This window comes from Syntrophorhabdaceae bacterium, from assembly GCA_036504895.1.
In the GTDB taxonomy this organism is placed as follows: Bacteria; Desulfobacterota; Syntrophorhabdia; order Syntrophorhabdales; family Syntrophorhabdaceae; genus PNOM01.
In genome coordinates this window covers 17,923-42,575 of record DASXUJ010000065.1, presented here as the reverse complement: position 1 = coordinate 42,575, position 24,653 = coordinate 17,923, and the positions used below count along the sequence as shown (strand labels likewise).

Sequence of the window (24,653 nt, the reverse complement as noted above, 5' to 3'; positions counted from 1 at the left end):
TACCATAATGTCGTCAAAAACGGTATTGTTCTGCCATAGATCCTCTTCTATATTGGGCGAAGCTCGACCTCTTCTTACACTTCAAGGGTTTATGCGGGTAAAGGAAGCACTCACCGTTTTTGCCTTGTCCATGGTGAGCGTGCAAGCCCTCTCCGTTCCGGCGCATGCACCCCTCCAGCCCGTGAAAACCGTATTCTCCGATGGGACGGCGTAGAGGGTGACCGGTGTATTGACGGTGAAGAAGGAGCGGCACGTAGTACCGCAGTCGATCCCCGCGGGCTCGCTCGTCACGGTCCCGTCGCCCCCTCTTGCCCTGCGCTTCGTCACCGTCAGCTTTTGGGGACCCGCGAAGGCGGCGATCGCTGTTTTTGCCTTATCCATCGTAACAATACATGTAGCCCCGGTGCCCGAGCAGGCCCCGCTCCAGCCCGTAAAGACCGCATCTCCCGTGGCGGCGGCGGTGAGTGTGACGGGCGTGCGGGGATAATAATTATAGCCGCAGGCGATCCCGCAGTCGATTCCGCCATCCGATGAGAAGATGGCGCCGTCCCCTGCGCTCACCCTTTTTTTCGATGTGGTAAGCCTGACCTTCGCATTTTTCGTAAGAAAAAAAGCCGCGGCCACAGTCGTATTGGCATCCATGCTGACCGTGCAGGAAGGCAATGCGTCGTTGCACGCCCCTGTCCAGTAGGCGAAGGTGGAGCCGAGGGCGGCTACGGGCGTCAGGGTGATCGGCCGGCCCCCCGGAAATGTGGCCGAACAGACGGCAGGGCAGCTTATACCCGAGGGCCTGCTCGCCACGGTTCCCGATCCGCTCCCTTTTCTGCTCACGGTGATGATATTTCCGAGGTTGAAAGTGGCGCCTATGAATTTGCTGCGGTCCATGGTGATGGTACATGTGCCCGTGCCGCTGCATTCCCCGCCGCTCCAGCCGGTAAATACGGAGCCGAGGGCGGGCGTGGCTATGAGGGTGACCTGCGCGTTGGCGCCATAGCTCGCCGAGCAGGAGGAGCCGCAATCGATCCCCGCGGGCGAGCTGGCTACCGTTCCGGCGCCGCTTCCGGACGTGGAAAGGGTGAGAGAGATGCCGCCGCCAAGGACGCCATAGCCCTTATTCACATCGATCCTCGGCTTCGTGACGAGGGAGCACTTTCCTGAATCAACGACCCTTCTTCCTGTCGATGTGAGAGCAGACAGAATCTCCTCCACTGTTGCGTCGGCCTTTTTACTTTTGAGCAGGGCCCAGGAGCCGGATACATGGGGTGCTGCCATGGAGGTACCGCTCCAGGTTCCCCAGCCGTTCCCGGGAAGAGAAGAGGTGATCTGCGAACCCGGCGCCAGAAGGGTAAGGAAAGAGGCGCTGTTGGAATAGGCCGCCACGGTGTCGCTGCTTTCCGTGGCCCCCACGCTGATTGCAGTAGAGATGCATGCAGGGGCCGACATGGAGCCGCAGAATGCGTCATTTCCACTCGCCCCTATTGTGGCAATGCCCGCTGCCCTCAGATTATCTATAATCGTTTTTATGGAGGAGTTACCCGCGTCGCATTCGGCGGGCGTGGCATACTGCCCCCCACCGAGGCTCATATTGACGGAGGCAATCGCATAAGTATCCCTGAGAGCGTAAACCCTCTCAAGCCCGGCGATCTGATCGGAGGTATAGGAGAGGACGCACGGGGTATAACCGGCGCCTCCGCAATAGAGGGCACTCTCGAAGCGGGAGAATACCTGGATTGCGACAATCGAAGCGCCGGGCGCCACACCGGGACCGGGACTGCCGGAGACCCCGGCCCTGCCGGCCACGGTGCCCGATACATGGGTCCCGTGATCGCACTCGCCCGCGGGGCAGACCCCCGTGGCATAGGGTAAGGCGGAGTCCGGCGCCGTGGAGGACAGAGCGCCTCCGGGGCAAAGGGAGGACCATGAGCCGTCCCCATCGGAGCCGTTACTCGAATAGCATGCCTCTTCCACGATTGCACCGCTTAGATAAGGGTGGTTTTTTTCAATGCCCGTATCGAGAACCGCGACGGTAATCCCATTCGCCGTAATACCGGCGGCATGAAGCGCAGGGGCGTCGATTAAGGCAATATCCCACCCCGGCTGGGTGGGGGGGACCGGAATATCTTCCTCCACATGCGTAATCCCCTCGGACGCGAGGAGAGTATCGAGGGCGGCCCTGTCCACCGTAAGGGCAAGGTACGGCACATAAGTATAGGCCCGGGCCCGCTCCGGTGCGAGTCCCCGGAGCCCGAGATCCTCCATCACCTTCTTCTGTGCGGATTTGATCCTGTCGCGCTGGATCTTGCGCGCGGTTCCGGACAACTGCGTCTCCAGGGCATATTCCACCTTGACCCCGGCAAGGATCTTGATCTTGCCTCTTTCCTGTATTTTGCGGATGAGGCCGCTGTAGCCCCCGGGGCTTGCCGCCTTCTTTTCCCATGTATCAAGGCCGAAGGCATAGCCGGAGCAGGAAAGCAGGACGAGGAGCCCAATGAGGGCAGCCGCCTTGATCCTGTTTCGGCGAATATCATCCTGTGCTGGAATCAAAGAAAATTTTCTCTCCTTTATGCGAGATCCTTCGGCAGGATCAATTCTACCACATAGTCCGTTGAAGTGGGATGTAATACAGGATTAACACTTCAGTTTCACACCAAAAAATTTAAAAACGGAAAATCGGTATCCCAAAAAAATGGGGACGGCCCGGAAGGGCCGCCCCCTCATAAAAGGCTGCGAAGACTATCCCGGCAGATGCCTATCTATTCGTCTGGGTTACGTTAAATACCTTCTTCATGGTGGTTCTGAGGTCCATGATCACGTTGATCCTGCCCGTTCTTGTCCTGCCCGGATTGGCCGGGACGTTATAGGTTACCTGGCCCCCGCTGATGCCGGCGCCGGACGTAACCTGGAGCCACGGGGCCGCCGCGTCGGCTGTTGCCGTCCATGCACAATCGGACGGATTGGTCACGATGCTGAAGGTTTTACCATTCTCACCCGCTTTCGTGACAGTGGCGCGGGGAGGAACAAAGGCTCCGAACGTGCATGGTTTGGCCTTTTGGTTGGTAGGGAGGGGGGTGCCATTTATGGATACGTCAGCAGCTCTTTCCAGAGAGCTGGTGTTGGCCGCGGCCTTGATCTTTACCGTTCCCCTGCCGTTCCTCCAGGTGAGGCCGGAGGCGGTGAGCCATGCCCCGTTCGGTGTTACCGTGGGGGCGGGGCAGGATGTGGAGGATGCCTGTATTCTCACGGTCGCCGTTCCCCCTCCAAAGTTGTAGATCACCGGACTGGTGGAGGTCACCGTATAGCTGCAGTTGGGGAAAGTTACATTCAAAGTCCAGAATTCCCTGGTCCCGTAAGGACCCCCATAGTAGTCCATGGAACAGGCATAATTCATATATATGGGCATGCGAAAGAGCCCGGTACGCCGCCCTGTAGTGGTGCCCCAGCTGTTCAGGACGATCCAATAATGCTTGCTCGTATCAGCGTCGTCGTCGTTATATCCCACGATCAATACGGCATGACCCGCGCCCTCACCTTCCACCCAGGTCCTCCCGCAGTAGGCGTCGGGGGTCCATAAGGTTGCTTCCGTGTGATTACCCCAAAAGTCGTAAAAAGCGTTCCACGAGGCATCATCGGTCAGGTAGAAGCCGAAATACATGGCCTTATTCTGATTCAACACGTTCTTGATATTGCTGATAGCCGTCTCTTGTGATATGTCCTGGGTGGCGATCTGCTCTGCTCCGATAGTGTTCATACGATAATTAGGGCTGGTGGCGATCGAGTTGCAGGAGACGCACGAAGAGGACCCTCCGCCGCAGCTTGCGGACCCATCCTGCCACGACGCATGACTGTTGCTCCACGGGATTGAATATCCGGTCTCGCCGTACCATCCCGCAAAATCAAAGATAGTCCCACCTTGGCACGGGTAAAAATCTGTATAGCATGAATTTAGAAACTGTAGGGAATTGCGGTTTCTGGCGATCTCCTGCACGCTTTGGGCAATTTCCAGGACGCCGGTAGACGCCCATGCCCAGCAGTTCCCGCAAGAGCCCTGGTTTCTTTGGGCCGGGATATAGTCGAGATGGTTAAGCAGGCTCAACGAGGACGAGCGTCCCGCTTTTCTCGCATTCGTCAGCGCTGCCCCCACATCTTCATCGATATACGCTTTAGGAGCTTTCTCATAAGCTTGTTTCCATCGAACCATGGTCTCAAAATCGGGACGCATGACGGCATAGGAAGAAGACTCAGCTCCGCTCACCAGAACCTCCGCCGAATATGCGATCGTGGAAAAGCCGATCGCAACCAGTACCGCACACAGAGTAAGTAAGATTTTCTTCACAGCCCCCTCCTCAGTGACATTGTCGATTCTCTTAGTCAAACGCGATTTTATATTCCCGATCGGCTCTCATCGGCATCTATCCGCGCCGGAAACGGGAATATTTGCACTACGATTCTCATTATACGACATTTAGCCCTATTTGGATAAAAAAGATTTATAATGCCACAGATATCAGTACATCGGCGAGTAGTCAGATATCGACAACGTGGTTGATCCCCGACCCGAGGTTTGGCGCACTAGCCCCGGAATAGCCGGTTTCTTTTTTTCCTCATCATGATGTATATTAGAAGAATGGACCCCGCGACTTCCAAGCCCCCTCCAACCAAGGGGAGGAGAGGGCTTGTTCTCCTCGTTGCCTTATTTCTTCTGCTCCTTCCTCTTCTCGTCCGGGCGGACCTGAACCGTTTCGCAATTGTGAGCGATACCCACGTCGGCTCCCCTGATTCGGTGTACCCCGAATTCATTCGTCTTATGGAAGAGCAGAAGATAGACGTCATCTTGCACGCGGGCGACGCGATCCATAATCCTGGAAACCAGCGGCAATGGACAAAATTGTTCGATATTACCGGAGCGGGGAAGACCCTTCACCTTGCCCCGGGAAACCATGATCTCCATGGAAAGCAGTCCCTCCAGGTCTATCTCAAGTATTTTCCGAAGCCTTACTATTCTTTTACGGACCGGGATACCCTCTTCGTGCTCCTCAACACGGAGCTTCCCGGCGAGGCGGGCAGGATCACGGGGGAGCAGTTCGACTGGCTCAAGGCGGAGCTTAACCGGCCTTTTAAATATAAATTCGTCTTCCTCCATGAGCCCCTTTTTTCACTCCTCTTCGGCCATGGCCTTGACCGGTATAAGGAGGAGAGGGACCGGCTCCACCAGCTTTTCGTGCGTAAAGGGGTCTCTCTCGTGGTGTCGGGCCACGACCATCTCTATCTCAGGCGTGAGAAGAGCGGCATCACCTACATCATCGTGGCCGCGGCCGGGGGGAACCTGAGCCATTTCCCCAAGGACGCCGATTTCTTCCGTTATGTTCTGGTAACGAGAAAGAACGGGGGCTACTCTTTTATCGTGAAGGATATGGGAGGGGGAGAGAAAGACGAGTTTACCATCGAGCGCTAGGACGCATCACGAGCCGGAGGATGGGAGCGGTAGATCACCGGGGGCTGGGTACGACTGCCTTATATCTACCCGTGTCGGAAAAGCTCTTCTTCTCCGTTTCTATGGTCACGAAGCCCTTTGCCCCGCACTTGCCTTTCTGTAGCTCCTTGAGGAACTCCCGGCCGGCCATGCCCTCAAGCCTGATGATAATCCTTTCTCCTCCCAGATCATAAGTCATGAGGCTCCCTTCAACGGATACGACCCTCCGGGCCTCGAGGTTCAACATGGAACGATTTTCCCGGGGAAAAGGTGCGGGCGTCAAAGAGCCCGCGTAACATGAATTTTCCCAGGCAACGCATGGGAGGGGAAGAAAAAAGAGAGCGGCGAGCAGGAGATGGGGGAGAAAGAAAGAGCGCTTCATCGTGCCTCCGGATACATTCTTATGTCTATCTCATTCCGTGTCGCACGTGGCGCCGGGCTCGCATATGATCTCGTCGGGAAGCTCATCCACGGGTACGCCCTTTGCGGGATAGTGGGCGGCGAGAAGGGCGCCCATTTCGGCAATGGCCTCACAAAGCGCATCAGAAGCCCGTCCTGCCTGAATCCCCCGTGACACCATGTCCGCCAGTTTATTGAGCGTGGGCTGGTGGATCTTGCCGTGAATGCCCTTATCCGCCAACACCCACACCTTTCTTTCGAGAAGGGAGAGAAAAAAGAGAACGCCTGTACTCTCTTTTGTCTTATAGAGACCCTTCTCGTAAAATGTCCTGATCGCCCTCTCCCTCACCGCCTTTGCCATTCTGCCGGGACCCGCGAACACAGCCTTCAGCATGGGAGCGGCCTTGAAGAGCAGGTGGAAAGGGAAGAAGAAGAGAAAGGCCATGGGGATAAAGAACCAGACCGAGCCGTGGAAAAAGATGGTGGTAAGTGCGAGGGAGAGGGCGCTCCCGAGGAATATGGACCCGAGAAGCTCCGCCTCGCGATATTGGCTGCTTTGATCGACAATTGCGACCGCGATCTGGCCGATGGTGCCTGCTTCAGCGTGAGTCGCGGTACGTTGTATCTTCTCTTTTTCTTTCGCGGTGAAAAATTTATCTGCCTTTACCGGATGTCTCATTACCAGTCCCCCGAAGCGCCGCCGCCTCCAAAGTCACCGCCGCCGCCTCCTCCGAAGCCCCCGCCGCCAAAGCCGCCGCTATCTCCGCCGCCGCCTCCTCCTCCAAAGCCTCCGCCCCAGAAGAACCATCCTCCCCCGGGACCCCTTCCGGAAAAAAGAAGGGGCAGTACCAGACCGATACCGAGCCCCACAACACCAAGGAGAACCATGGGTATTAAACCCACGGGAAAGAGTGCGAAATTTACGAGGGCCGGCAAACCGACCGCACCGCCCAAGCCACCGAGGATTTTTGAGATACCGCCCATGAAGAGGAGAAAGGCCCCTCCCAGGATCAGGAACGTGATGAAGGCGGAAAAGGATACACCTTTTTTTCCGGGCTTCGGCCTCTCGGCTTTAAATTCTCCACGGCTTGCGTCCACGATTGCGGAGACGCCCGCGATAAAGCCCCCGTCAAAGTCGCCCCTCTTGAACCGGGGTTTTATGACGAGGTCCACGATCTGACCCGCGGTGAGGTCCGTGAGTTTCCCTTCCAGGCCTCGTCCTACCTCTACCCGGATCTTCCTGTCCTGGTTCGCCACGAGGAGCAGTACGCCGTTGTCTTTCCCTTTCTGCCCGATCTTCCATTGTTCCACCACTTTGATGGAATAATCTTCGAGCGCCTCCCCCTGGAGGCTCGGAATGGTGAGGATGAAGACCTGGGTCGAATCGGACTGCTCGAAGGCCTTGAGCTCCGATTCAATTTTCGTCTGCGCCGGTTTCGATATCATGCCCCCGTAGTCGTTCACGTACCCTTTTAAAGGCGGCACATCGAGGGCATGAGCCGGAGCAAAGGCCGAGCTGCGAGAGATAAAGGCAGAAGAAGAGGTGGAGAGGTGAAGGGAGCTATTGAAGAGGAGAAAGAAGAAGAAAAAAGACAGGATGAGGAACGCGATGGCTCCTCTCCTGGAAGCGTTCTCCCGTGTACCCTCCGGTAGCGTGCCCATGGGAAAAGACTAGAATTTCACCCGGGGCGCCTTTTCGGCTCCCGCTTCGGCCTTGAATGATTCTTTCGGCTTCAGGTGAAGGAGCATGCTGTTGGTGAGGCTGTTCGGAAAGGTTCTTATGGAGACATTGAACTGTTGCACCGCTTCATTATAGCGGACACGGGCCACATTAATCCTGTTTTCCGTGCCTTCGAGCTGATGTTGAAGGTCCCGGAAATTCTGGTTCGCCTTGAGGTCGGGATATTTCTCCACTACCACCATGAGCCTCGAAAGGGCGCTGCTCATGGCGCCCTGGGCTTGCTGGAATTGTGCGACGGCCTTAGGGTCGTCGAGCATATCTTTCGACACCTGGATACTGCCTACCCGGGCCCGAGCTTCGGTGACTGCCTGAAGGGTCTCCTTCTCGTGTTTGGCATAGGCTTTTACTACCTCTACGAGATTAGGAATGAGGTCCGCCCGCCGCTGGTATGCAGCCTCGACGTTGCCCCATGCGGCTTTGACCGCTTCTTCGTTTGCCTGCATCACGTTATAGCCGCAGCCCGATGCGGTGAGTATGACCGCCAGAATAAGAACAGACATGACGTATCGCTTCATCCACTCCTCCCCTCAAAATAGAAAATATTCTCTTCTCTTGCATTATAATCATGGTTGCGAAAAATCACATCGGCCGGGCGAAGGATCGGCCTTTGCCGGAGAAAAAGCATATACCCACAGGAGCTATTTTCTAAGCTCGAAATAGAGCCTCTCCTTATCTCTCAACACGATGAGTTTTGCGCCCTCCGTGGCGCCCGATACGATATTGTCCCTGGCTTTGAGCAGCCTTTCGTCGGTTGCGGTTTCACCGTCTATTGCGGCAATGAGATCGTCCTTCCTGAGCCCTGCGTTCTTGAGAGGCCCCGCCTTTACCTGGACTATTTTCAAGCCCCCCTCCACCTCATTCCATTTGACGCCGAACTTTGCGCGGGAGCCTAATTGTATGACTGCCGCGGGCGGGTTATCTTTTCCCTTTGGCGGTGACGCGTCCGGGGGGGCCTTTGAATCTTTTGGCGTGACAGGCTGGGGCAGAGCTTCCATTAAGATGGAGGCGGTTATCGATTTAGCGGGAGCCCGGGCAGAGACCACATCTCCCTTACTGTCCCCTCGATAAGAAAAATAGAATACAATCCCGATCACCGCAAGAAATACCACGCCCCATACGGCATAAAGCTCGGCCATAAGACGGCGGTCCCGGACCAGGAACCGGTGACGGCAGTTTGCGCACCGATAAGGCAAGGAGGCGGTAAGAAACAGAATGAGCCGCTCTCCCCGAATCCGATGGGAGCGCGTTATCTCTTCACTTCTGCATTTAGGACATTCCATATCGTGGTGAAACTGGGCAATCAATCCGAAATTCCCCCCTGAGCCATACAATATCATATCTCCGGAAAAATGAAAATGAGACTTTAAATTTATATACTTTTCATCTGCCCGTCTCCTCATAAGGGGGAGCGTGCGACCCTCCTAGCCCACCCCATAGGTGATTTCGAGAATTCTGTCGATCCTGAAGGATCGCTCGCTCTTTCTCAGCCGGCAGTAGGCCCTCAACCCCTCGAAGGTCTTGCCTTTGAACTCCATCTGCTCGATCGAGAGGGGCACTATGGTACGAAGCGATTTGGTGTCATCAGGCTTGAGGTAGAGAATTTCAAGGCCTACCCCACGCTTCATGGCATCCTCTATGATCCGCCTTCTTTCATCGTATCCGACCCTCTGCAGCGCCTTCTCGTACTGGAATTGGGTGAGAAAGGCCGCCACCCGCCAGTCCATCCTGATATGGCCTTTGGTGATCTTCTTAAGGAGGGTGATGCCGCCAAAGCTCGTGCACCGGCTGAGCGCGACATAGACCTGGCCGTGGGCGAAGGCGCCCCGTCCTATATCTATCACCACCCTGTCGAAGGTCTTTCCCTGGCTTTTATGGATGGTCACGGCCCACGCGAGGCGGACGGGATACTGGGTAAAGGCGCCGGTCTTCCTCGTCGATATGCGCTTCGTCGCCCTGTCATATTCATACTCGAAAAGCTCCCACGTATGGGGGATCACCTCTGCGACGACTCCGTCATTGAGGGCGACGATGAGAACGTCGTCGACCTCGGGCCCTTTTTCGATGGACCTGATCCGCCCGATAGAGCCGTTTACCCATTGGCCGCCCTTGTCGTTATTGACCAGCATGACCTGGGCGCCTTTTTTGAGCACAAGGGTCTCTTCGGTGGGCAGACTCGACTGGTCTATCGAGCCGCTCACCGTGCATTCGTAGCGCAGCGGGGTCCCGGGGAGAGATTGGAGCTTTTCGAGGTTTCTCGTGTGGGCCAGGTCGTTGGTACTGGTGAGGGTGATGTAGAATTCATGCTCGGGCGGAACAAATCCAGGCGCCCAGCGCTCGTTCAGCTTCTCGAGGTCGCGTTCCGTGCAGGACCTGTTCCTGATGGCGGAGAGAAGGTCGATGAATTCCGGCTCAGTCTGGCGGTAGACGGTGGTAAGCTCGATGAACTCCATCTCAAAGCCCGGCTCCTTAAAGACGAGGGACGAGAAAAAATAAGGGGTCTCGTAGCGGTGGGTGAATATCTCCCTTTCCCCGGTGCTCACCACGGGAGGGAGCTGGTAGAGGTCCCCTATGAAGATCATCTGGATGCCCCCGAACCAATCGTTATGGCGCGGCCCGTTGAGGCGGAGGAATTTCTCCACGCAATCGAGGAGGTCCGCGCGCACCATGGAGACCTCATCGATAATAATAGTGTCGAGACCCTTGAAGATATCGGCTTGCCAGTCAGGGACCTTCTTCACCTTATCGGGGGTGATGCCCGGTTTGAACCCGAAAAAGGAATGTATGGTCTGGCCCTGCACATTGAGGGCCGCCACGCCCGTCGGGGCAAGGACCACCACCTGTTTGCGGGTGGAACTGCGGAAGCAGTCGAGAAGTGTCGATTTTCCCGTGCCCGCCCTGCCTGTAATGAAGACATGCCGGGCCGATTCTTCCATCGCGCTCAAGGCACGTTGGAATCCCGGGTTTATCTCGATGGGCGCCTGTTTTTTCACGTAAGGACAATTATACACTGCTTTGTGAGATAAAAACCGAAATTTGCACTGGATTTTTTCTGCCGTCACCCTGTAAAATTGATGCTATGGCAAAGGTAAAAAGCTCAGAATTTGCATTGGCTTACAACAAAAGGGGCGACAACTGCCGTAAGCTTGGAAATTATGCGCAGGCCATCGTCAATTATTTACGCGCCATAGAATTCGATCCGGAGTACGTGGAGGCATTTATCAATCTCGGCGACACGTTCAGAAAAAATGGACATTATGAAGAAGCGGTCGCCTATTATTCCAGGGCCATAGAATTGAAGCCGGAGTGCGCCGATTTCTATGCCTACCGGGCGAGCGCCTACGGGAGCCTTCAGGACTACGAGAAAGAGATCGCCGATTATACCGCCATTATACGTCTCAAGCCCGGCGATGCCGCGGCCTACGGTAAGCGGGGCATGGTCTCGATGAAAAAGGGCGAGTACCTGCAGGCGATACATGACTACACCAGGCTTATGAATCTGAAGCCGGATTTCGATTGGGCCTATGTAATACGAGGGGATGCCCGTGAAGCCCTCGGCGCCCATGACGACGCGATCGCGGACTATACGAAATTTATCGGTATGAGACCGGATCAGGCCCAGCCATACGTAAACAGAGGAAAGGCCTATTGCAGTCGCGGAGACGAAGAAGAAGGGATAAAGGACTTTACCCTGGCCATAGCCCTGAGCCCGGACCTGGCGGAGGCGTATTTTTGCCGCGGCAGGATACTCAAAAAAAAGGGCGACCACCTTGCCGCGGTAAAAGACCTGAGAAAGGCCGTCAAACTCGGCAGTAATGAAGCCCGGGATCTTCTGGGCAGCTTGACGTGATCGGACCGGAGGCAGGCAACCCTCTTTTCAATAACCCGTCCTATCGAAGACAATCCCCTATTGAATCATAATTTTAATTAGGTGCCTGAGGCGTTGCCAATCAAAAAAATGGCGCGACCATTTTCTTTTGGCCGGGCTTGCGCGATGCCCATCGCCTTCTTACATTCCATTTATCGACAAATTACAAATTACGGGGACAGCCATCATGCAAAAGATCTCACCCTTCTTATGGTTCGATGACAATGCCGAGGAGGCGGTGAAATTCTATACCTCCGTCTTCAAAAATTCGAAACTCGATCGCATCACCCGCTACGGCGAGGCGGGTCCCGGTCCTCAAGGAGCGGTAATGATGCTGAGCTTCACTCTCAACGGCCAGGATTTTGTGGCCCTCAACGGCGGTCCGGTCTTCCGGTTCTCTCCCGCCATATCATTTGTCATATACTGCGAAACGCAGGCCGAAGTAGATTATTACTGGGAAAAATTATCGGAAGGGGGAGAAAAAGGCCAGTGCGGCTGGATCAACAGAGACAAATTCGGGATCTCCTGGCAGGTGGTACCGGAGGTTCTGATGGAAATGCTAGCCGATGAAGACAAAGAAAAGGTACACAGGGTCATGCGGGCAATGCTGAAGATGGAAAAAATCGATATTCGAACATTGGAGCAGGCATATAGGCAGTAATAAAGGGCAAACGGGACAAGGCTGCCCTCAACGCGAGGCTACACTCCGTGCAGTCTACTGATGGAGATCCAATTACTCATACTCTTTCGGAGCGCCGCATATCATTACCATCGATCCGTCCGAAGTATTCCGGTATTGGTGTTTCTCGTGAGGGAGGACCAGGACGAAATCTCCCTTCTTCACTGGTCTCTCTTCTCCACTCCCGGTGACCAGGACGCCGCTTCCCTCTATGATGTAATTTACGTGTTCGAAGGGATGGGTATGATAGGGCGTGTGCCCTCCCGGTTCGAAGGTGAAGACCCTGAGCGACATCAGGGGAGTGCCGTCATCCTTTCCGATAGGGACCTGTTTGAAGACCTTGTCGGCTCCCTCCAGCTCCATTTTTTTCTTTTCAACTTTTGTAAGGTCCGTGATCTTCATACGTCTCTCCTTCTGGAATGGAATAACTCCGCGGAGCAGTCCGCAACGGAGAATATCTCTTATCCTTCTCTTCAATAAGGTGCCTTGAAAACCGCCTTGCCCTCTGATTAGCTTAGTACAATGGAAGAAGAGTGCATTTTCTGCCGGATCGTACGGAAAGAGAGGCCTGCCGAGATCGTCTATGAAGATGATACGATCGTGGCCTTCAAGGACAGGTTTCCCCACGCGCCGGTCCACCTTCTCCTGGTGCCCCGGAAGCACATCAGGAGCATCAACGATCTTGCCGATTCAGACTGGGCCGTCGTCTCCACCCTGGTCATGAAAGCCCGGGAACTGGCGGAGCGATTCCATATTTCACGCTCCGGCTATAAGCTGCTTTTTAATGTCGAGCGCGGCGCGGGGCAGGTGATTTTCCATCTTCACCTCCACCTAATCGGAGGCTGGGACCGCGAAAGGGCCTAAAGCGCCTGAAATGCCTCCCATTCCCCCCGCTCTTTAAGCACATCCCTGTAGACTTCCAGGGCCTTGTTGACCAGGGGCATTCCGCCGTAGGGCGCCAGCTGGAAGAAGACCTCGGCCAGCTTTTTGGGATCGCAGCCCACATTGAGGGCCGCATTCACGTGGAGCTTCAGCTCGTCCGCCGCGCCTAAGGCCGCGAGCATGGCGCAGGCAGCCATCTGCCTCTCAGGCAGGGTGAGGACGGTCCTGGAATAGAGATTGCCCGTAATATGCTTCGAGAGGTCATTTGCCAGGTCCCTGTCGAACTGTTTCCACATTACGTAAGGAGGGTCCATTTTTATGCCTTTACCGAAGAGCTTCCTGGCTGTCTCCTGGGTCCGCTTCTTTATTTCTTCCTCATTCATTCCGAAAAAACCTCCCCTTTTTTTATGCGAGACTTTCCTTATTCACAGCCTTCCCCTATTTCCCGGGGGCCGTTAATCAGGGCATTTCGAGATATGATTCGGCAAAATCGATGACGCACATGGTCCGATAGACATGGTGGGGACCGCATGCGATGCCGATTACGTTAAAATTGGGGCTGACGAGATTGTTCCTCTGCTCCCATCCCTGAGAGCCTCCCTCGGTAAGGGCCGCCTGCATCAGCCTGTGGGCGTCCCCGTAGCCATAGTAGAGGTTCTCCCCTGCCTTGCCATCCCACTGGCCATACTTGTTCATCCGCACGAAAGACGTGCTGCCGTCGCTCCCTTTATGGCCGGTGAGCCCCCTGGGGCCGTGATCGATGAGAAGCTCCCGCGCCGCAAGGCAAAGGCCGCGGGAGACCTTGAGAGGGGGCAGGGGGGTTATTTTATTGAGAAAGAGAGCCGCTTCCTCCGTTTCCTCCCCGCCCTTCAGGCCGGCAGCCCGTTTTTTTGGATTGGCCCTCAGATCGTTGATCTGCCTCACCACATCCCTTTCCATATCGGAGAGGGTGACACTTCGTGCGCCTTCATTAAGAGGAAGCCCGTTATCGGCGGGGGCCGCGCTTCTCATCACGGGGCCGGCGCAGGACCAGAGCGCGGCGCTCGCCAGAAGGGTGGCGACAAGGAGTGCAAGGGATCTGGTGATGACGGTTTTCATGGCGACCATATTCTATATCCTGCAAGGGAAGTTGTCAAAAGAGAAGTCACACAAAAAAGCAGCGTGGTTCGACGTGAATACGGGAGGGTCTCTCCTTATGATGGCCTGAATCGCGGCATTCTTTCTGAATTCCTTCGCGAGGAAGGTCCTCACCTGCTTTCTTCCCCACCCTTCGGGATGGGTGAAATCGCGATAGAGGGAGAGGTCCCCTTCGTAGAAATCGACCGTCTCCAAGACGCCTGCTTCCTGCGAGTTCACGGGAAGGTTGAATACGGCGACATTGAGGAAGTCGATGAGGTCCGCATGGGCGGCGGTATAGGAAAGGGTCTTCCCTGCCGTCTCCTCCGTCTCCGTAGGCGTCCCGAAAAGGAGATACACATAGGTGGCGATTCCCGCCTTTTTCAAGGCTTTTAACGCGTCCGAGGAAACGGTGAGATCGGTGCCCTTGTGCATGGCGTCGAGGACGGCCTGGTCGCCCGATTCCAATCCCACCTTCAACATGACACAGCCCGATTTCCTGAGGGCCGCGCAAAACCCGGGATCCGTGAGGTGTGGAGTGATCCGGGCAAAGCCATACCACGGGGCGCCCGGTGGATCGAGGGCCAATCCCTTCATCAGCGACGGGCTCAACGCATTATCTACTATATGGATCAGAGATGGCTTAAGCTTTCGGGTAAGGTCGCGAAGATCTTTTGCCGCCACGGGATCGGGCGTCTTATCATAGGGGCTCCCCTCCGCCCTCTCCGGACAAAAGGCGCACCCGCTCCAGTAGCACCCGGTGGACGCGCTGTAGGGAAGGATGAGCCCGGGCGCCAGATAAAGGTCTACGGGCAACAGACTATATTCAGGCATGCAATGGAGGTCCGGTTTTAGTTCGATCCCGGCGAGCGCGAGAAGGGCCTCTTCTCCGGGCCCTGCCACGAGATAGTCGACCAGGCCTCTAAAAGGGTTACTCCACCCCGGTCTTCTCATCCATGAGGTGACGAGCCCCCCTCCCAGCACGATCTTCTTCTCGGGAAACTTTTTTTTCAGGAAGCCGGCCATGGCGAAGGTAGTGAGGGCCTGGCTCAGATAATTGAGGGAGAAGCCGACGATCTGTGATGGGGATTTTTCCAAAAGATTCTCGAGCCTCTCGCGAAAATAGGGATAGAAAGGGTTGAGGGACTCTTCTTCCGCAGCCCGTATCAAATCCCCGCTCTTAACCGGGGAGAGGAGCGTGTGCCGGTAATTTCCGAGCCCGATCTGTATTCCGGGGGCTCCGGCCAGCCTGAGGACCCGGTCTACGTCATTCACGGCCCTTCTGTAGCGGTCAGGGGAAAGATAAGTTGTTCCCTTCCTCAGGGCTGTCAGATTTCTGCCTCTGTTACGGACCGCCCTATTGCTCCACGTATCTCCCGGTTTCCATTCCTGCCCCAGAAGCCAGAGGATGCCTTCCAGGTTGGCGTCCACAAGTTGGCATTCGACCCCGTGGGCGAGTAATGCACCTGCGAGCCTGGCCAGGCCCGGAGGGGGCTCGGACGGTTTGACGATGGGGGGATGGATGAGGATCATGGCAGAATACCCATAGGGACTCCAATTTTAGACCAAACTCCCCCTCCGGTCAACTAAGGCATTGCCCGGAAATTGCGAGGACATAGGGCGGACTTAAGTGAATCGGCCCTATGGATGATAACCTTTAAGGGTCCGGTATCGAGCGCCGGCTCCCGTAAGGACTCTGTGTGTTGAAGACCTATACCGCAATCAAGATTGCCGTGGTGATGATATCTTTCCCTTTCCCGGGACGAGAAAGGGGTTTCTCGTGGCTCGCCGTCTGATTACACATTTTGGAGTGGGAGGAAGCACCCTCATACTGAGCAGTCTGTCTGTTCTCGCCTCCTTTTTCATGTATTTGATAGTGGGCTTCTCTGTCGGCTCACTCCGACCCTTCGGCATAATGGCCTCCCTCATTACCCCGGCCCTTGTCGCTCCCCCAATCTGCATCATTCTCCTGAGGGCATCCCTCGCTCTCGACCTCACCAGGAAGAGCCTTCTCCGGGTTAGGGAAGATCTGGAGGCCAGGGTTGAAGAGCGTACCGAAGCCCTTCGGAACGCAAACGAACGCCTGACGCGGGAGATTCAGGAAAAAGCCTCGGCGGAAGAAGAGCTGTGGAGACATCGCGCCCTTCTCGAAGAGCTGGTCATCGAGCGAACGACCGAGCTTGAGACCAAAAATTCCCAGCTTAAATCCGAGATCCTCGAGAGGAGGAAATCGGAGGAGAAGCTCAGAGAGAGCGAGGAGCGGTACCGAATCGCGGTTCAGGCGTCTCCCGACGGTGTCTTTATCCACGTGCACGGTTCCATCCAATTCGCGAACAGGTCCTTTGCAAATCTGGTGGGGGCGAAGGAGCCGGAAGACCTGTACGGGCTGACGCCTTTGTCCCTCGTCCATCCTGATTCACTTGAACTCGTGCAGGAGAAGATCACGAATTTTGCACAGGGAAAAGAGCAAAACCCTTTGATCGAGCAGAAACTCCTCCGTATGGATGGTTCCACGGTTGAGGTCGAAGCCCATGGGGTTCCTGTAAGCTTCGGCGGGACGGACGCAATTATGGTCGTTATGAGGGATATAGGAGAGCGGAAACGGGCGGCGGCCAATCTCCGGAACCTGTCCCGGGCTATCGAGGCGAGCCGGGCAACGGTAGTCATTACGGATATGGACGGCGCGATCGAATATGCGAACCCCGCCTTCACCTGGATTACCGGATATACCCTCGAAGAAGCCCTCGGCCGGAACCCGAGGGTCCTCAAGTCCGGTGTTCACCCCCCTGAATTCTATGAAACCATGTGGAACACAATCCTCGCCGGGAACGTGTGGGAAGGGGAGATGTGCAACAAAAGGAAGAACGGCACCCTTTACTGGGAGTTGGCATCCATCTCGCCGGTAAGAAGCAGCACGGGGGAAATCTCTCACTTCGTGGCGGTGAAGGAAGATATCACGGAGAAGAGGAGACTCAGCTAAGAGGTCCAAAACCAGTATGCCTTTCTCCAGACCGTGATCGATGCTATCCCCAACCCCATCTTTATCAAGGACCGGGAGGGAAAATACCTTGGGGCCAACTCCTCCTTTGAAAAATATGTCGGTATGGCGACCGATGAGATCATGGGTAAAACCGTGTATGAATGGGCGCGCCCGGACCTTGCCGTTGAATATGAAAACATGGACAGGGACCTTTTTCTTCACGGAGGCGCCCAGGCCTACGAGACGAAAACCATTTTTCCCGCTACCGGCGAGTTGCGGGACGTGATCTTCAATAAGGCCACTTTCCATGATGCCGATGGGGCGGCAATTGGTCTCGTGGGGGTGATCCTCGACATTACGGAACGGAAGAAAATGGAAGAAACGGTCCGGCAAAGCGAGCTGAAAGCAAGGACTATACTCGAATCGGTTTTTGCGGGCATTATGGTTATTGATCCGGAAACCCATATGATAGTCGACGTAAACCCGGTGGCAGCTAAACTTATCGGAATGGCGAAAGAGGATATTGTAGGTCATGTATGTCACGAATTCACGAGCCTTGCCCGGAAAGGGGAATGTCCCGTCACAGACCTGGGCCAGGTGACCGATAATGCCGAGCGCACCCTTGTCACGAAAGGGGGAAAGAGGGTGCCCATCATCAAGACGGTCGTGCCTGTCATCCTGGACGGACGTCCTCACCTCCTTGAAAGTTTCGTCGATATCACCCAGCTCAAGCAGATGGAGGAGCGGCTGAGAGACGCCAAGCAGGTTGCTGACGCGGCGAACCTGGCAAAAAGCCGGTTCCTCGCGAATATGTCTCACGAGATCAGAACACCCATGAACGCCATTCTGGGTTTCTCCCAGCTCATCGAACGGGAGACGGCGGTAACGCCCCTCCAGAAGCAGCGCCTCGATATTATCAACCGCAGCGGGGAGCACCTTCTCGCCCTTATTAACGATATTCTGGAAATGAGCAAGATAGAGGCGGGCAGAGTCGTGCTGAACCCCGGTGTTTTTGACTTTCATGCCCTTCTTGACGACCTCGAGCGGATGTTCGGCCTTCGGACGGACGGGAAAGGTCTCAATTTTACCATGCAACGCACAGACGAGGTGCCACGCTTTATTGTCACCGACGAGGGCAAATTGCGGCAGGTACTCGTGAACCTCCTGGGCAATGCAGTCAAATTCACGGAGGAAGGAGAGATCGCCGTGCGCATCAGTACTGAAGGACCTGGGCTGCTCTCCGTAGAAGTGGAAGATACGGGTCACGGCATCGGGGAAGAGGACAGGGCACGCCTCTTCCGGCCTTTCGAACAGACGGACGTGGGGATCAAAACGGGCGGGGGAACGGGGTTGGGTCTTGCGATCAGTCGTGAATTCATCCGGCTCATGGAAGGAGAGATCGGGGTGAGGAGCGAGAAAGGCAAGGGGGCGCTCTTCTATTTTCGGGTGCCTTTCAGTGAAGGGTCGGAGATCGCACAGATTGAAGCAAAACCGGGCAGGATCGAAGGACTCAAGTCCCACGTGCCTGCCCCTCGTATCCTCGTTGCAGACGATAACGATGATAACCGTCTTCTCATCGCGAGCCTTCTGGGGCACGTGGGGTTTGAAATCCGCCAGGCAGTGAACGGCATCCAGGCGGTCGATGAGGTCCTGCAATGGCAACCGCACCTTGTGCTCATGGACCTGCGCATGCCCCTTATGGACGGGTATGAGGCGATTCGCCGTATCCGTTCCAGTCCCCGGATCGATCAGCCACGGATCATCACCCTCACGGCCAGTTCTTTAGGGTCGAATGCACAAGAGGCGCTTATTGCCGGCTCCGACGACTTCGTAAGCAAACCCTTCAGGGAGACCGACCTGCTGGAGAAGATGGGGCGGCTTCTGGAGGTGGAGTATATATACGGGGGCGAGAAAGAGGAAGAAGGCTTTGCCGGCACGGAGGACGCCGACAGGCCGCTCGCGGGCCACATCCCGGAGGAGATGATCGGACGGATAAAGGAAGCGGCCATAGACGGGGATTTCGAGCACATTCTCGAGCTCGCTGCCGAAGTCGAAACCCTGGACCTCGGCCTCGCCCGGAAGCTGAGGGGCCTCGCGGAGATATTCGATATGAAGAGCCTCCTTAAAATGATCGAGAAAAGGTGACATATGACGACTGAAAAGGCAGGGCAGCAACAAAGTATTCTTATTGTAGACGATAACCCCGTGAACGTGCAGCTTTTGACGGGAATGCTTAAAAAAGGGGGATTCAAGGCGAGAGCCGCCCTCAGTGGAAAACTGGCCATTCAGGCAGTGCAGAACAATCCACCGGACCTCGTCCTCCTGGATATAAACATGCCGGAGATGAGCGGTTACGAGGTGTGCGAGCGGCTGAAGGCCGACAGCGCCTTGAGAGAGATTCCTATAATCTTTATAAGCGCCCTCAACGAAACTGTAGACAAGATCAAGGCCTTTCAGACAGGCGGCGTCGATTATATCACGAAGCCTTTCCAGTTCGAGGAGGTGGAGGCCCGTGTGAAAACTCACCTCGAGCTTCGCGCCCGGGGGCGGGAGCTGGAGCGCAGTTACGAACAGCTCCGTGAAGCGGAGAGACTGCGGGATAACCTCGTCCACATGCTCGCCCACGACTTAAGGAACTCCCTTACCGCCGTCTCCGGATATCTTGGCCTCATCGAGATGACTGGGAAGAAGACTCTTTCGCAGAAAACCCTGGGATATGTGCGCAAAGGCGCCCAGTCCCTGGCCACCACGGTCTCCATGATCTCGACCATGCTCGACGTGAGCAGGATGGAGGCGGGGGTCCTGAAGCTCATGCCTATCAGGTTCGATGTCGCGGCGCTCATAAAGGCGGTATTATCGGATATGGAGGCCCTTCAGGGGCAGGGGGAGCTGCAATTCGACCCGCCTTCCGGCGATTATTATGCAAGCGCGGACCGGGAGCTGATAAGAAGAGTATTGCAAAACTTGGTGGATAACGCGCTGAAAGCGATTCCGGCCGGTGGTGCGGTCCGTGTCAATGTGGAGCAGGAGGACGGCTGCGTTCGCATGACCGTGCAGGACAATGGACCGGGAATAAGGAAGGAGGATCAGGAAAGGATCTTCGAGAAATTCGGCCAGGCGGACCTGGGCTTCGGCAAAGGCAAATATTCCACCGGCCTGGGCCTGGCCTTCTGCAAACTGGCTGTGGAGACACATGGGGGCAGGATAGGAGTAGAAAGCGAGGAAGGCAAGGGGAGCACCTTCTGGTTCGATCTGCCTGTGGCATAAACAGAAGCGTAAGGCAAGGCGCGTTTACCTGGACGGCCGCTGAATCGGCCGGAAGTGGGCGCCTTGAGGCGGAAAAATGTCCCATCTTCGCCGCCCATGCTCCGGTCGCCGGGCTTTGGCGTCCATACACGCCGACGGGCGGCGATATCCTCCTCCTCGCTCGTTTTGATAGTGTGAATTTCCGCGTGAAAAACCTCCCCCCGCGAGCCCGAGTGCGTTTAAGCCTCTTCACTATCTCCCGGACCATGCATATATCAATACGCCGGGAACAGGGATTAAAAGGCCGGCCCCCGTCCGGGTTGCTCATATCCTCGCAGGCAGAGGTGTGAATGAATACAGTACGGCGTCGAAAGCATTGCAGAAGGATGCCGGGAGGATATAGCCGATTTGACTATACACGAACAAATGCTATCTGTGAAAGAAGAGGGCTACGTCGGTTATGGGGCAGCGGCTCTCGAACACGGTGGGTTTACCATAGGGGATCTCGGCTCCTCCGGACTGTTCCTTGCCCCATTCGATGCCGACCTGGGCGAGCCTGACGCCCGTGTCGGAGGATATAAGGCCGTCCCTGAAAAGATCCTCCCTGAAGCAGACCCCATTGAAGACCAGAAGCTCCAGGTCGTCGCCGGTTCTGCGATGCAGTTGTCTCACCATATAGCGATCGAGGGCCTTGCTCAGGGTGACGTCGAATTCATATCCCATCTCCGTGAGGGGCTCTACATAGATGCGACGGTAATCGGCATACCACCTCTGCCTATCCTCCCGGACCGGGGGATCGATGGATGCCCGCAATTGCGCGACCATTTGGAGATATTTCGCGGTCTCTTTCTCATGCTCGTAACCTGCAAGGGGAAGCTGCTTCTCGGAAATTATATTTCTTCGCTCCACCGCCTTTGCAGCTTCTCTCTGGGTCGTTACGATACCGGTGAGACCCCAGACAAAGATGAAAAGAACCACCGCGACAAAGCCTCCCCCGACGAGAACGATGGCCGTGGTGATCACGTTAATGCTCCGGTCGCCGGGCCAGCTGCTCCTTTCCAGCGCACTCCGTATGGGATGGAGGGCTAAAAATGCCACCAGGACTGACGCCCATCGGGCCGTTTCACCCTGAAATAACCACCCGATCATACCGAGACAGAGGGGCGCCACCACAAGGGCGGAGATCTGAAATGCGATAATTGAAGACAGTTTTAGGGTGAATGTTTCCTTGAGATTTTCCGCAGGAGGAATTTCTTCGAAAGAAGGGCAGGAGTTGCCCTCGTCTCCACCCGATCCGGGGCCGTCAGACCCTTTGGGGGGCGGCTCATCCGCCTCGGCCGGGACCGCGGTCTCCTCCTTCCCGGTGCCGGACCCCTGGAGCCTGCGTATCTTTTCCTCTTCCCATTCATCAAGTTGGGACATAATTGTCCTCCCTTAAATGTTATCGCCCGTGGGGCTGCTGAATTAAGGTTTTTGAGAGGACGGCGGTCGCCTAAGCTTCGGACTTTGTATCGAGTACTCGTCTGATCGCAACTGCAAGTTCCTGTTTGCTGAGGGGTTTCATGAGGAATCCCTTGATTCCGGCTTCTTTTGCTATTTTCGGAGACACGCTGGCGCTGTGTCCCGTGCAAAGGATGATGGGGATGTCGGGCCTTATCTCCAGAAGGTTCAGGGCCAGATTGAGGCCGGTGAGCGCCGGCATAGTCTGGTCGAGGATCACCGCGTCAAAACGGGATGGATCATCGGAAAAAAGCGTAAGCGCCTCCATGCTGTCAGTCAGGGCTGTCACTATGTATCCGAGACGTTCCAGTGTGGTCTGCCCCCATTCCGTCAGGGCCTCCTCGTCGTCGACAAAGAGGATGCGCTCAGAACCCCTGGGAATTGGCCCTCTTTCAGCCTCTTCCACCGGCTCGCCGGTCCGTGCTGCAGGAAGACATACTCGGAACGTGGAGCCCTCTCCCGGCTCGCTTTCAACAGTGATAGTGCCGTCGAGGCTTTGCACTATTCCGTAGACGACCGCCAGGCCCATACCGGTCCCCTCGCCGGTCTTCTTCGTGGTAAAGAAGGGTTCGAAAACCCGTTGTATAACTTGGGGTTCTATGCCGCGTCCGGTATCCGACACTATGAGCTGGACATACTCGCCCGGTTCTAAATCCTCATCCGGAACCGGAGAATCGGGTCCAAAATCGATATCGGTAGTGCCTATACCCAGGATTCCGCCTTTCCCCCTCATGGCAAAGGACGCATTGGTGGCGAGGTTCATGACGATCTGCTGGAGTTCAGTGGGAGAGGCAACGACCATGTCTCTGGAAGCCTTCAAATTGAGCCTGATATCGATCGTGGCGGGGATCGAGGCCCGCAGGAGCTGGACCGTCTCCTTGACCAGCGCAGATAGTGATACCGGTGTTCTTGCTACTTTGGCCTTCCGGGAAAAGGCGAGAATCTGCTGCACCAGGTCCCGTCCCCGGAGAGCCGCACTGATTACCCTGTGCATATGGGAGAGGCTCGGGCTACCCGGAGGGAGATCTTCTTCGACCATTTCCCCAAACCCGAGGATGGCGGCAAGGATATTATTGAAATCGTGGGCGATGCCGCCGGCAAGGGTTCCTACCGCCTCCATCTTCTGTGACTGCCGGAGCTGCTCCTCAATGCGTTTCCTATCCGTGATGTCACTGTTGATCTCAAGCAAAGCGATTGGCTTCCCCTGATTGTCCCGCCGTAATGCCCGCCTGCTCGCCACGATAATTTTCCTGCCTTCCCGGGTCGTGTGTACGACCTCCCCTTCCCATCGGCCGTGGAGGAGGAGTTCCTTGTCTATTTCCTCCCGCGGCTGGGTAAATACGGTCTGAAGGAGGCTATCAGTCACTTTTCCCTTCACCTCAGCGCTCGTCCAGCCGTACCGCTCCTCCGCGCCCCTATTCCAGAAGAAGATTCTATTGTCGAGGTCATGGGCGATAATGGCATCGTGGGTGAGATTCAGTAACTCCGCCTGCCTCGCTAAGTCCTCTTCGATCTTTCGGCGCCGATCGATTTCTTCATGGAGTGCATCGACTGCCTCGCTCAGGTCGGCCGTCCTTTTCTGCACGCGAAGATCAAGCTCATCATGGGCTTTTTGAAGCATATCCTCGGCGCGCTTACGCTCCGTGATGTCACGCACGATTGCGACGGATCTTAAACTCCCGTTACTGTCGGTGAAGAGACTCGTGGAGACTTCACCGGGAAAGATCGTGCCATCCGCTCGTCTGTACATTAACTCTCTGCTGTACCGGCCTGTCTCCCGTTCCCTGAGCATAGCGGCCGGTTCGGGCGTGGGGGAGGCTAATATTTCATCCTGTGACAGACCGATCATCTCCTCTTCGGTTCGCCCAAACATGCGGCAGGCAGCAGGGTTGGCTGAGAGAATAGTATCTTTTCCGGAGGGGTCAGCGAGAATGACTGCATCGAGGCTCTTTTCGAAGAGTGTGCGATAGCGCTGCTCGCTTTCCTGCAGTGCCGCCTCCATCCGCCTGCGTTCCGCAAGATGAGTCACCAGACCGGTGTTTTCGAATCGCAGCTTCACGGACGCAATTCTCACGGCATAAATTTGTTTCGCGGTGAGGAACATCATCAGCCCGAAGAGAAGGGCCATCCCTCCCATGGCCAGATGTAACTCGTCGCCAAGCAGTACAAAGCGGATGATGATTGGAGTCAGGGCAGGCACACTATAGGCGAGAAAGGCTATGACTATACTGGAGAATGCCGCAGCAGCACCAGCCACCATGCCACCGGTCACAAAAGCAAGGAAGGTCTGATGGGCAAGTGATTCGATTGGAAAGAGGAAGACGGCTGAGGAGCCCCATGCCATACCTGACAACGTTAAACCTGCGATGAACCGCGTGCCCCAATAGCCGGCCTCTGATATCTCCGGCGATCTCCTGAAAAATATATGGACATCACGGAATCGCAAAAGGCTTATCCCCGCCAGCACCGCAACCCATGCGATCAGGACAGTGGGTGAAGTGACATTTCTTTGGATGATAACGAGAACGACAGAATTGATTGCCGATGCACACAGACCCACATAGGAATTACCGTATAATTGCGTGACTTGCTCCGCGTAAAGCGCCTTTTGCTCTTCCGTTAAAGGGGCCCCTTGTTCAATATCTCCCGGAGGTTTCATGTATCCTGCCCTCTCCTTATCGTACAGTGGAGGTGCGGTCTTCCTCGGGTTTGCCGGCCATCCATCCTCCGCAATTACAAAGACTATAATCACTTATGGCTTGACAGCGAATAGAC

General features: G+C 55.8%; 21 protein-coding genes and 1 pseudogene. 8 read left to right on the top strand and 14 right to left on the bottom strand.

The genetic code is table 11. The annotated features are described in order from the left end of the window. Positions 1-81: 81 nt before the first annotated feature. Positions 82-2,544, bottom strand: coding sequence for a S8 family serine peptidase (locus VGJ94_09010; protein HEY3276746.1), 2,463 nt, complete (start codon positions 2,542-2,544; stop codon positions 82-84). 205 nt (positions 2,545-2,749) lie between these two features. Beyond that, positions 2,750-4,333, bottom strand: a complete 1,584-nt coding sequence (locus tag VGJ94_09005; protein HEY3276745.1) for a C1 family peptidase — start codon at positions 4,331-4,333, stop codon at positions 2,750-2,752. Between the two features lie 291 nt (positions 4,334-4,624). On the opposite strand from VGJ94_09005, the gene VGJ94_09000 reads away from it, so the two are divergent. Then, positions 4,625-5,452, top strand: coding sequence for a metallophosphoesterase (locus VGJ94_09000; protein HEY3276744.1), 828 nt, complete (start codon positions 4,625-4,627; stop codon positions 5,450-5,452). A 34-nt stretch (positions 5,453-5,486) separates the two neighbouring features. Here the strand turns inward: VGJ94_09000 and VGJ94_08995 are convergent, their stop codons facing one another. The 6 genes from VGJ94_08995 to VGJ94_08970 form a co-directional block, all read right to left on the bottom strand. Beyond that, positions 5,487-5,852 (bottom strand): hypothetical protein, encoded by a 366-nt coding sequence (locus tag VGJ94_08995; protein ID HEY3276743.1) that lies wholly within the window; start codon positions 5,850-5,852, stop codon positions 5,487-5,489. 30 nt (positions 5,853-5,882) lie between these two features. Next, complete coding sequence (locus VGJ94_08990; GenBank protein ID HEY3276742.1) at positions 5,883-6,548, bottom strand: TPM domain-containing protein; 666 nt, start codon at positions 6,546-6,548, stop codon at positions 5,883-5,885. Then, positions 6,548-7,531, bottom strand: coding sequence for a TPM domain-containing protein (locus tag VGJ94_08985; protein ID HEY3276741.1), 984 nt, complete (start codon positions 7,529-7,531; stop codon positions 6,548-6,550). Before VGJ94_08985 ends, VGJ94_08990 begins: the two co-directional genes overlap by 1 nt. 9 nt (positions 7,532-7,540) lie before the next feature. Beyond that, positions 7,541-8,125 carry a LemA family protein gene (locus VGJ94_08980; protein HEY3276740.1) on the bottom strand — a complete coding sequence of 195 codons (585 nt, stop codon included), beginning with the start codon at positions 8,123-8,125 and terminating at the stop codon, positions 7,541-7,543. Between the two features lie 123 nt (positions 8,126-8,248). Next, entirely contained in the window at positions 8,249-8,947 is a 699-nt protein-coding gene (locus VGJ94_08975) for a PDZ domain-containing protein (protein ID HEY3276739.1), read from the bottom strand. An 84-nt stretch (positions 8,948-9,031) separates the two neighbouring features. Next, positions 9,032-10,600, bottom strand: coding sequence for an AAA family ATPase (locus VGJ94_08970; protein ID HEY3276738.1), 1,569 nt, complete (start codon positions 10,598-10,600; stop codon positions 9,032-9,034). Positions 10,601-10,716: 116 nt separating this feature from the next. On the opposite strand from VGJ94_08970, the gene VGJ94_08965 reads away from it, so the two are divergent. Together VGJ94_08965 and VGJ94_08960 are read left to right on the top strand one after the other, a co-directional pair. Then, positions 10,717-11,457 carry a tetratricopeptide repeat protein gene (locus tag VGJ94_08965; GenBank protein ID HEY3276737.1) on the top strand — a complete coding sequence of 247 codons (741 nt, stop codon included), beginning with the start codon at positions 10,717-10,719 and terminating at the stop codon, positions 11,455-11,457. Between the two features lie 205 nt (positions 11,458-11,662). Next, positions 11,663-12,136 (top strand): VOC family protein, encoded by a 474-nt coding sequence (locus tag VGJ94_08960; GenBank protein ID HEY3276736.1) that lies wholly within the window; start codon positions 11,663-11,665, stop codon positions 12,134-12,136. A gap of 72 nt (positions 12,137-12,208) precedes the next feature. On the opposite strand, the gene VGJ94_08955 is transcribed toward VGJ94_08960, so the two are convergent. Continuing rightward, positions 12,209-12,556: a cupin domain-containing protein gene (locus VGJ94_08955; protein ID HEY3276735.1), complete on the bottom strand. Its 348-nt coding sequence runs from the start codon at positions 12,554-12,556 to the stop codon at positions 12,209-12,211. Positions 12,557-12,676: 120 nt separating this feature from the next. On the opposite strand from VGJ94_08955, the gene VGJ94_08950 reads away from it, so the two are divergent. Then, the gene (locus VGJ94_08950; GenBank protein HEY3276734.1) at positions 12,677-13,018 is read left to right on the top strand and encodes a histidine triad nucleotide-binding protein; all 342 of its coding nucleotides are present in this window, start codon (positions 12,677-12,679) and stop codon (positions 13,016-13,018) included. Here the strand turns inward: VGJ94_08950 and VGJ94_08945 are convergent. The 3 genes from VGJ94_08945 to VGJ94_08935 form a co-directional block, all read right to left on the bottom strand. Continuing rightward, positions 13,015-13,419 carry a carboxymuconolactone decarboxylase family protein gene (locus tag VGJ94_08945; GenBank protein ID HEY3276733.1) on the bottom strand — a complete coding sequence of 135 codons (405 nt, stop codon included), beginning with the start codon at positions 13,417-13,419 and terminating at the stop codon, positions 13,015-13,017. The genes VGJ94_08950 and VGJ94_08945 overlap by 4 nt on opposite strands. 76 nt (positions 13,420-13,495) lie before the next feature. After that, positions 13,496-14,143 carry a CAP domain-containing protein gene (locus VGJ94_08940; protein ID HEY3276732.1) on the bottom strand — a complete coding sequence of 216 codons (648 nt, stop codon included), beginning with the start codon at positions 14,141-14,143 and terminating at the stop codon, positions 13,496-13,498. Between the two features lie 3 nt (positions 14,144-14,146). Then, on the bottom strand, positions 14,147-15,685 hold the full coding sequence (locus VGJ94_08935) for a radical SAM protein (protein ID HEY3276731.1): 1,539 nt from the start codon (positions 15,683-15,685) through the stop codon (positions 14,147-14,149). A gap of 247 nt (positions 15,686-15,932) precedes the next feature. Between VGJ94_08935 and VGJ94_08930 the strand changes: the two genes are divergently transcribed. The 4 genes and pseudogenes from VGJ94_08930 (at position 15,933) to VGJ94_08915 (ending at position 20,399) form a co-directional block, all read left to right on the top strand. After that, on the top strand, positions 15,933-17,132 hold the full coding sequence (locus tag VGJ94_08930) for a PAS domain S-box protein (GenBank protein HEY3276730.1): 1,200 nt from the start codon (positions 15,933-15,935) through the stop codon (positions 17,130-17,132). Between the two features lie 30 nt (positions 17,133-17,162). After that, positions 17,163-17,501, top strand: a pseudogene (locus VGJ94_08925) (PAS domain-containing protein). A 3-nt stretch (positions 17,502-17,504) separates the two neighbouring features. Beyond that, entirely contained in the window at positions 17,505-19,277 is a 1,773-nt protein-coding gene (locus tag VGJ94_08920; GenBank protein ID HEY3276729.1) for an ATP-binding protein, read from the top strand. 3 nt (positions 19,278-19,280) lie between these two features. Next, positions 19,281-20,399, top strand: a complete 1,119-nt coding sequence (locus VGJ94_08915; protein ID HEY3276728.1) for a hybrid sensor histidine kinase/response regulator — start codon at positions 19,281-19,283, stop codon at positions 20,397-20,399. 408 nt (positions 20,400-20,807) lie between these two features. Here the strand turns inward: VGJ94_08915 and VGJ94_08910 are convergent, their stop codons facing one another. Further along, positions 20,808-21,800 (bottom strand): hypothetical protein, encoded by a 993-nt coding sequence (locus VGJ94_08910; protein ID HEY3276727.1) that lies wholly within the window; start codon positions 21,798-21,800, stop codon positions 20,808-20,810. Between the two features lie 70 nt (positions 21,801-21,870). Next, the gene (locus VGJ94_08905) at positions 21,871-24,537 is read right to left on the bottom strand and encodes a PAS domain S-box protein (GenBank protein ID HEY3276726.1); all 2,667 of its coding nucleotides are present in this window, start codon (positions 24,535-24,537) and stop codon (positions 21,871-21,873) included. Positions 24,538-24,653 lie beyond the last annotated feature (116 nt).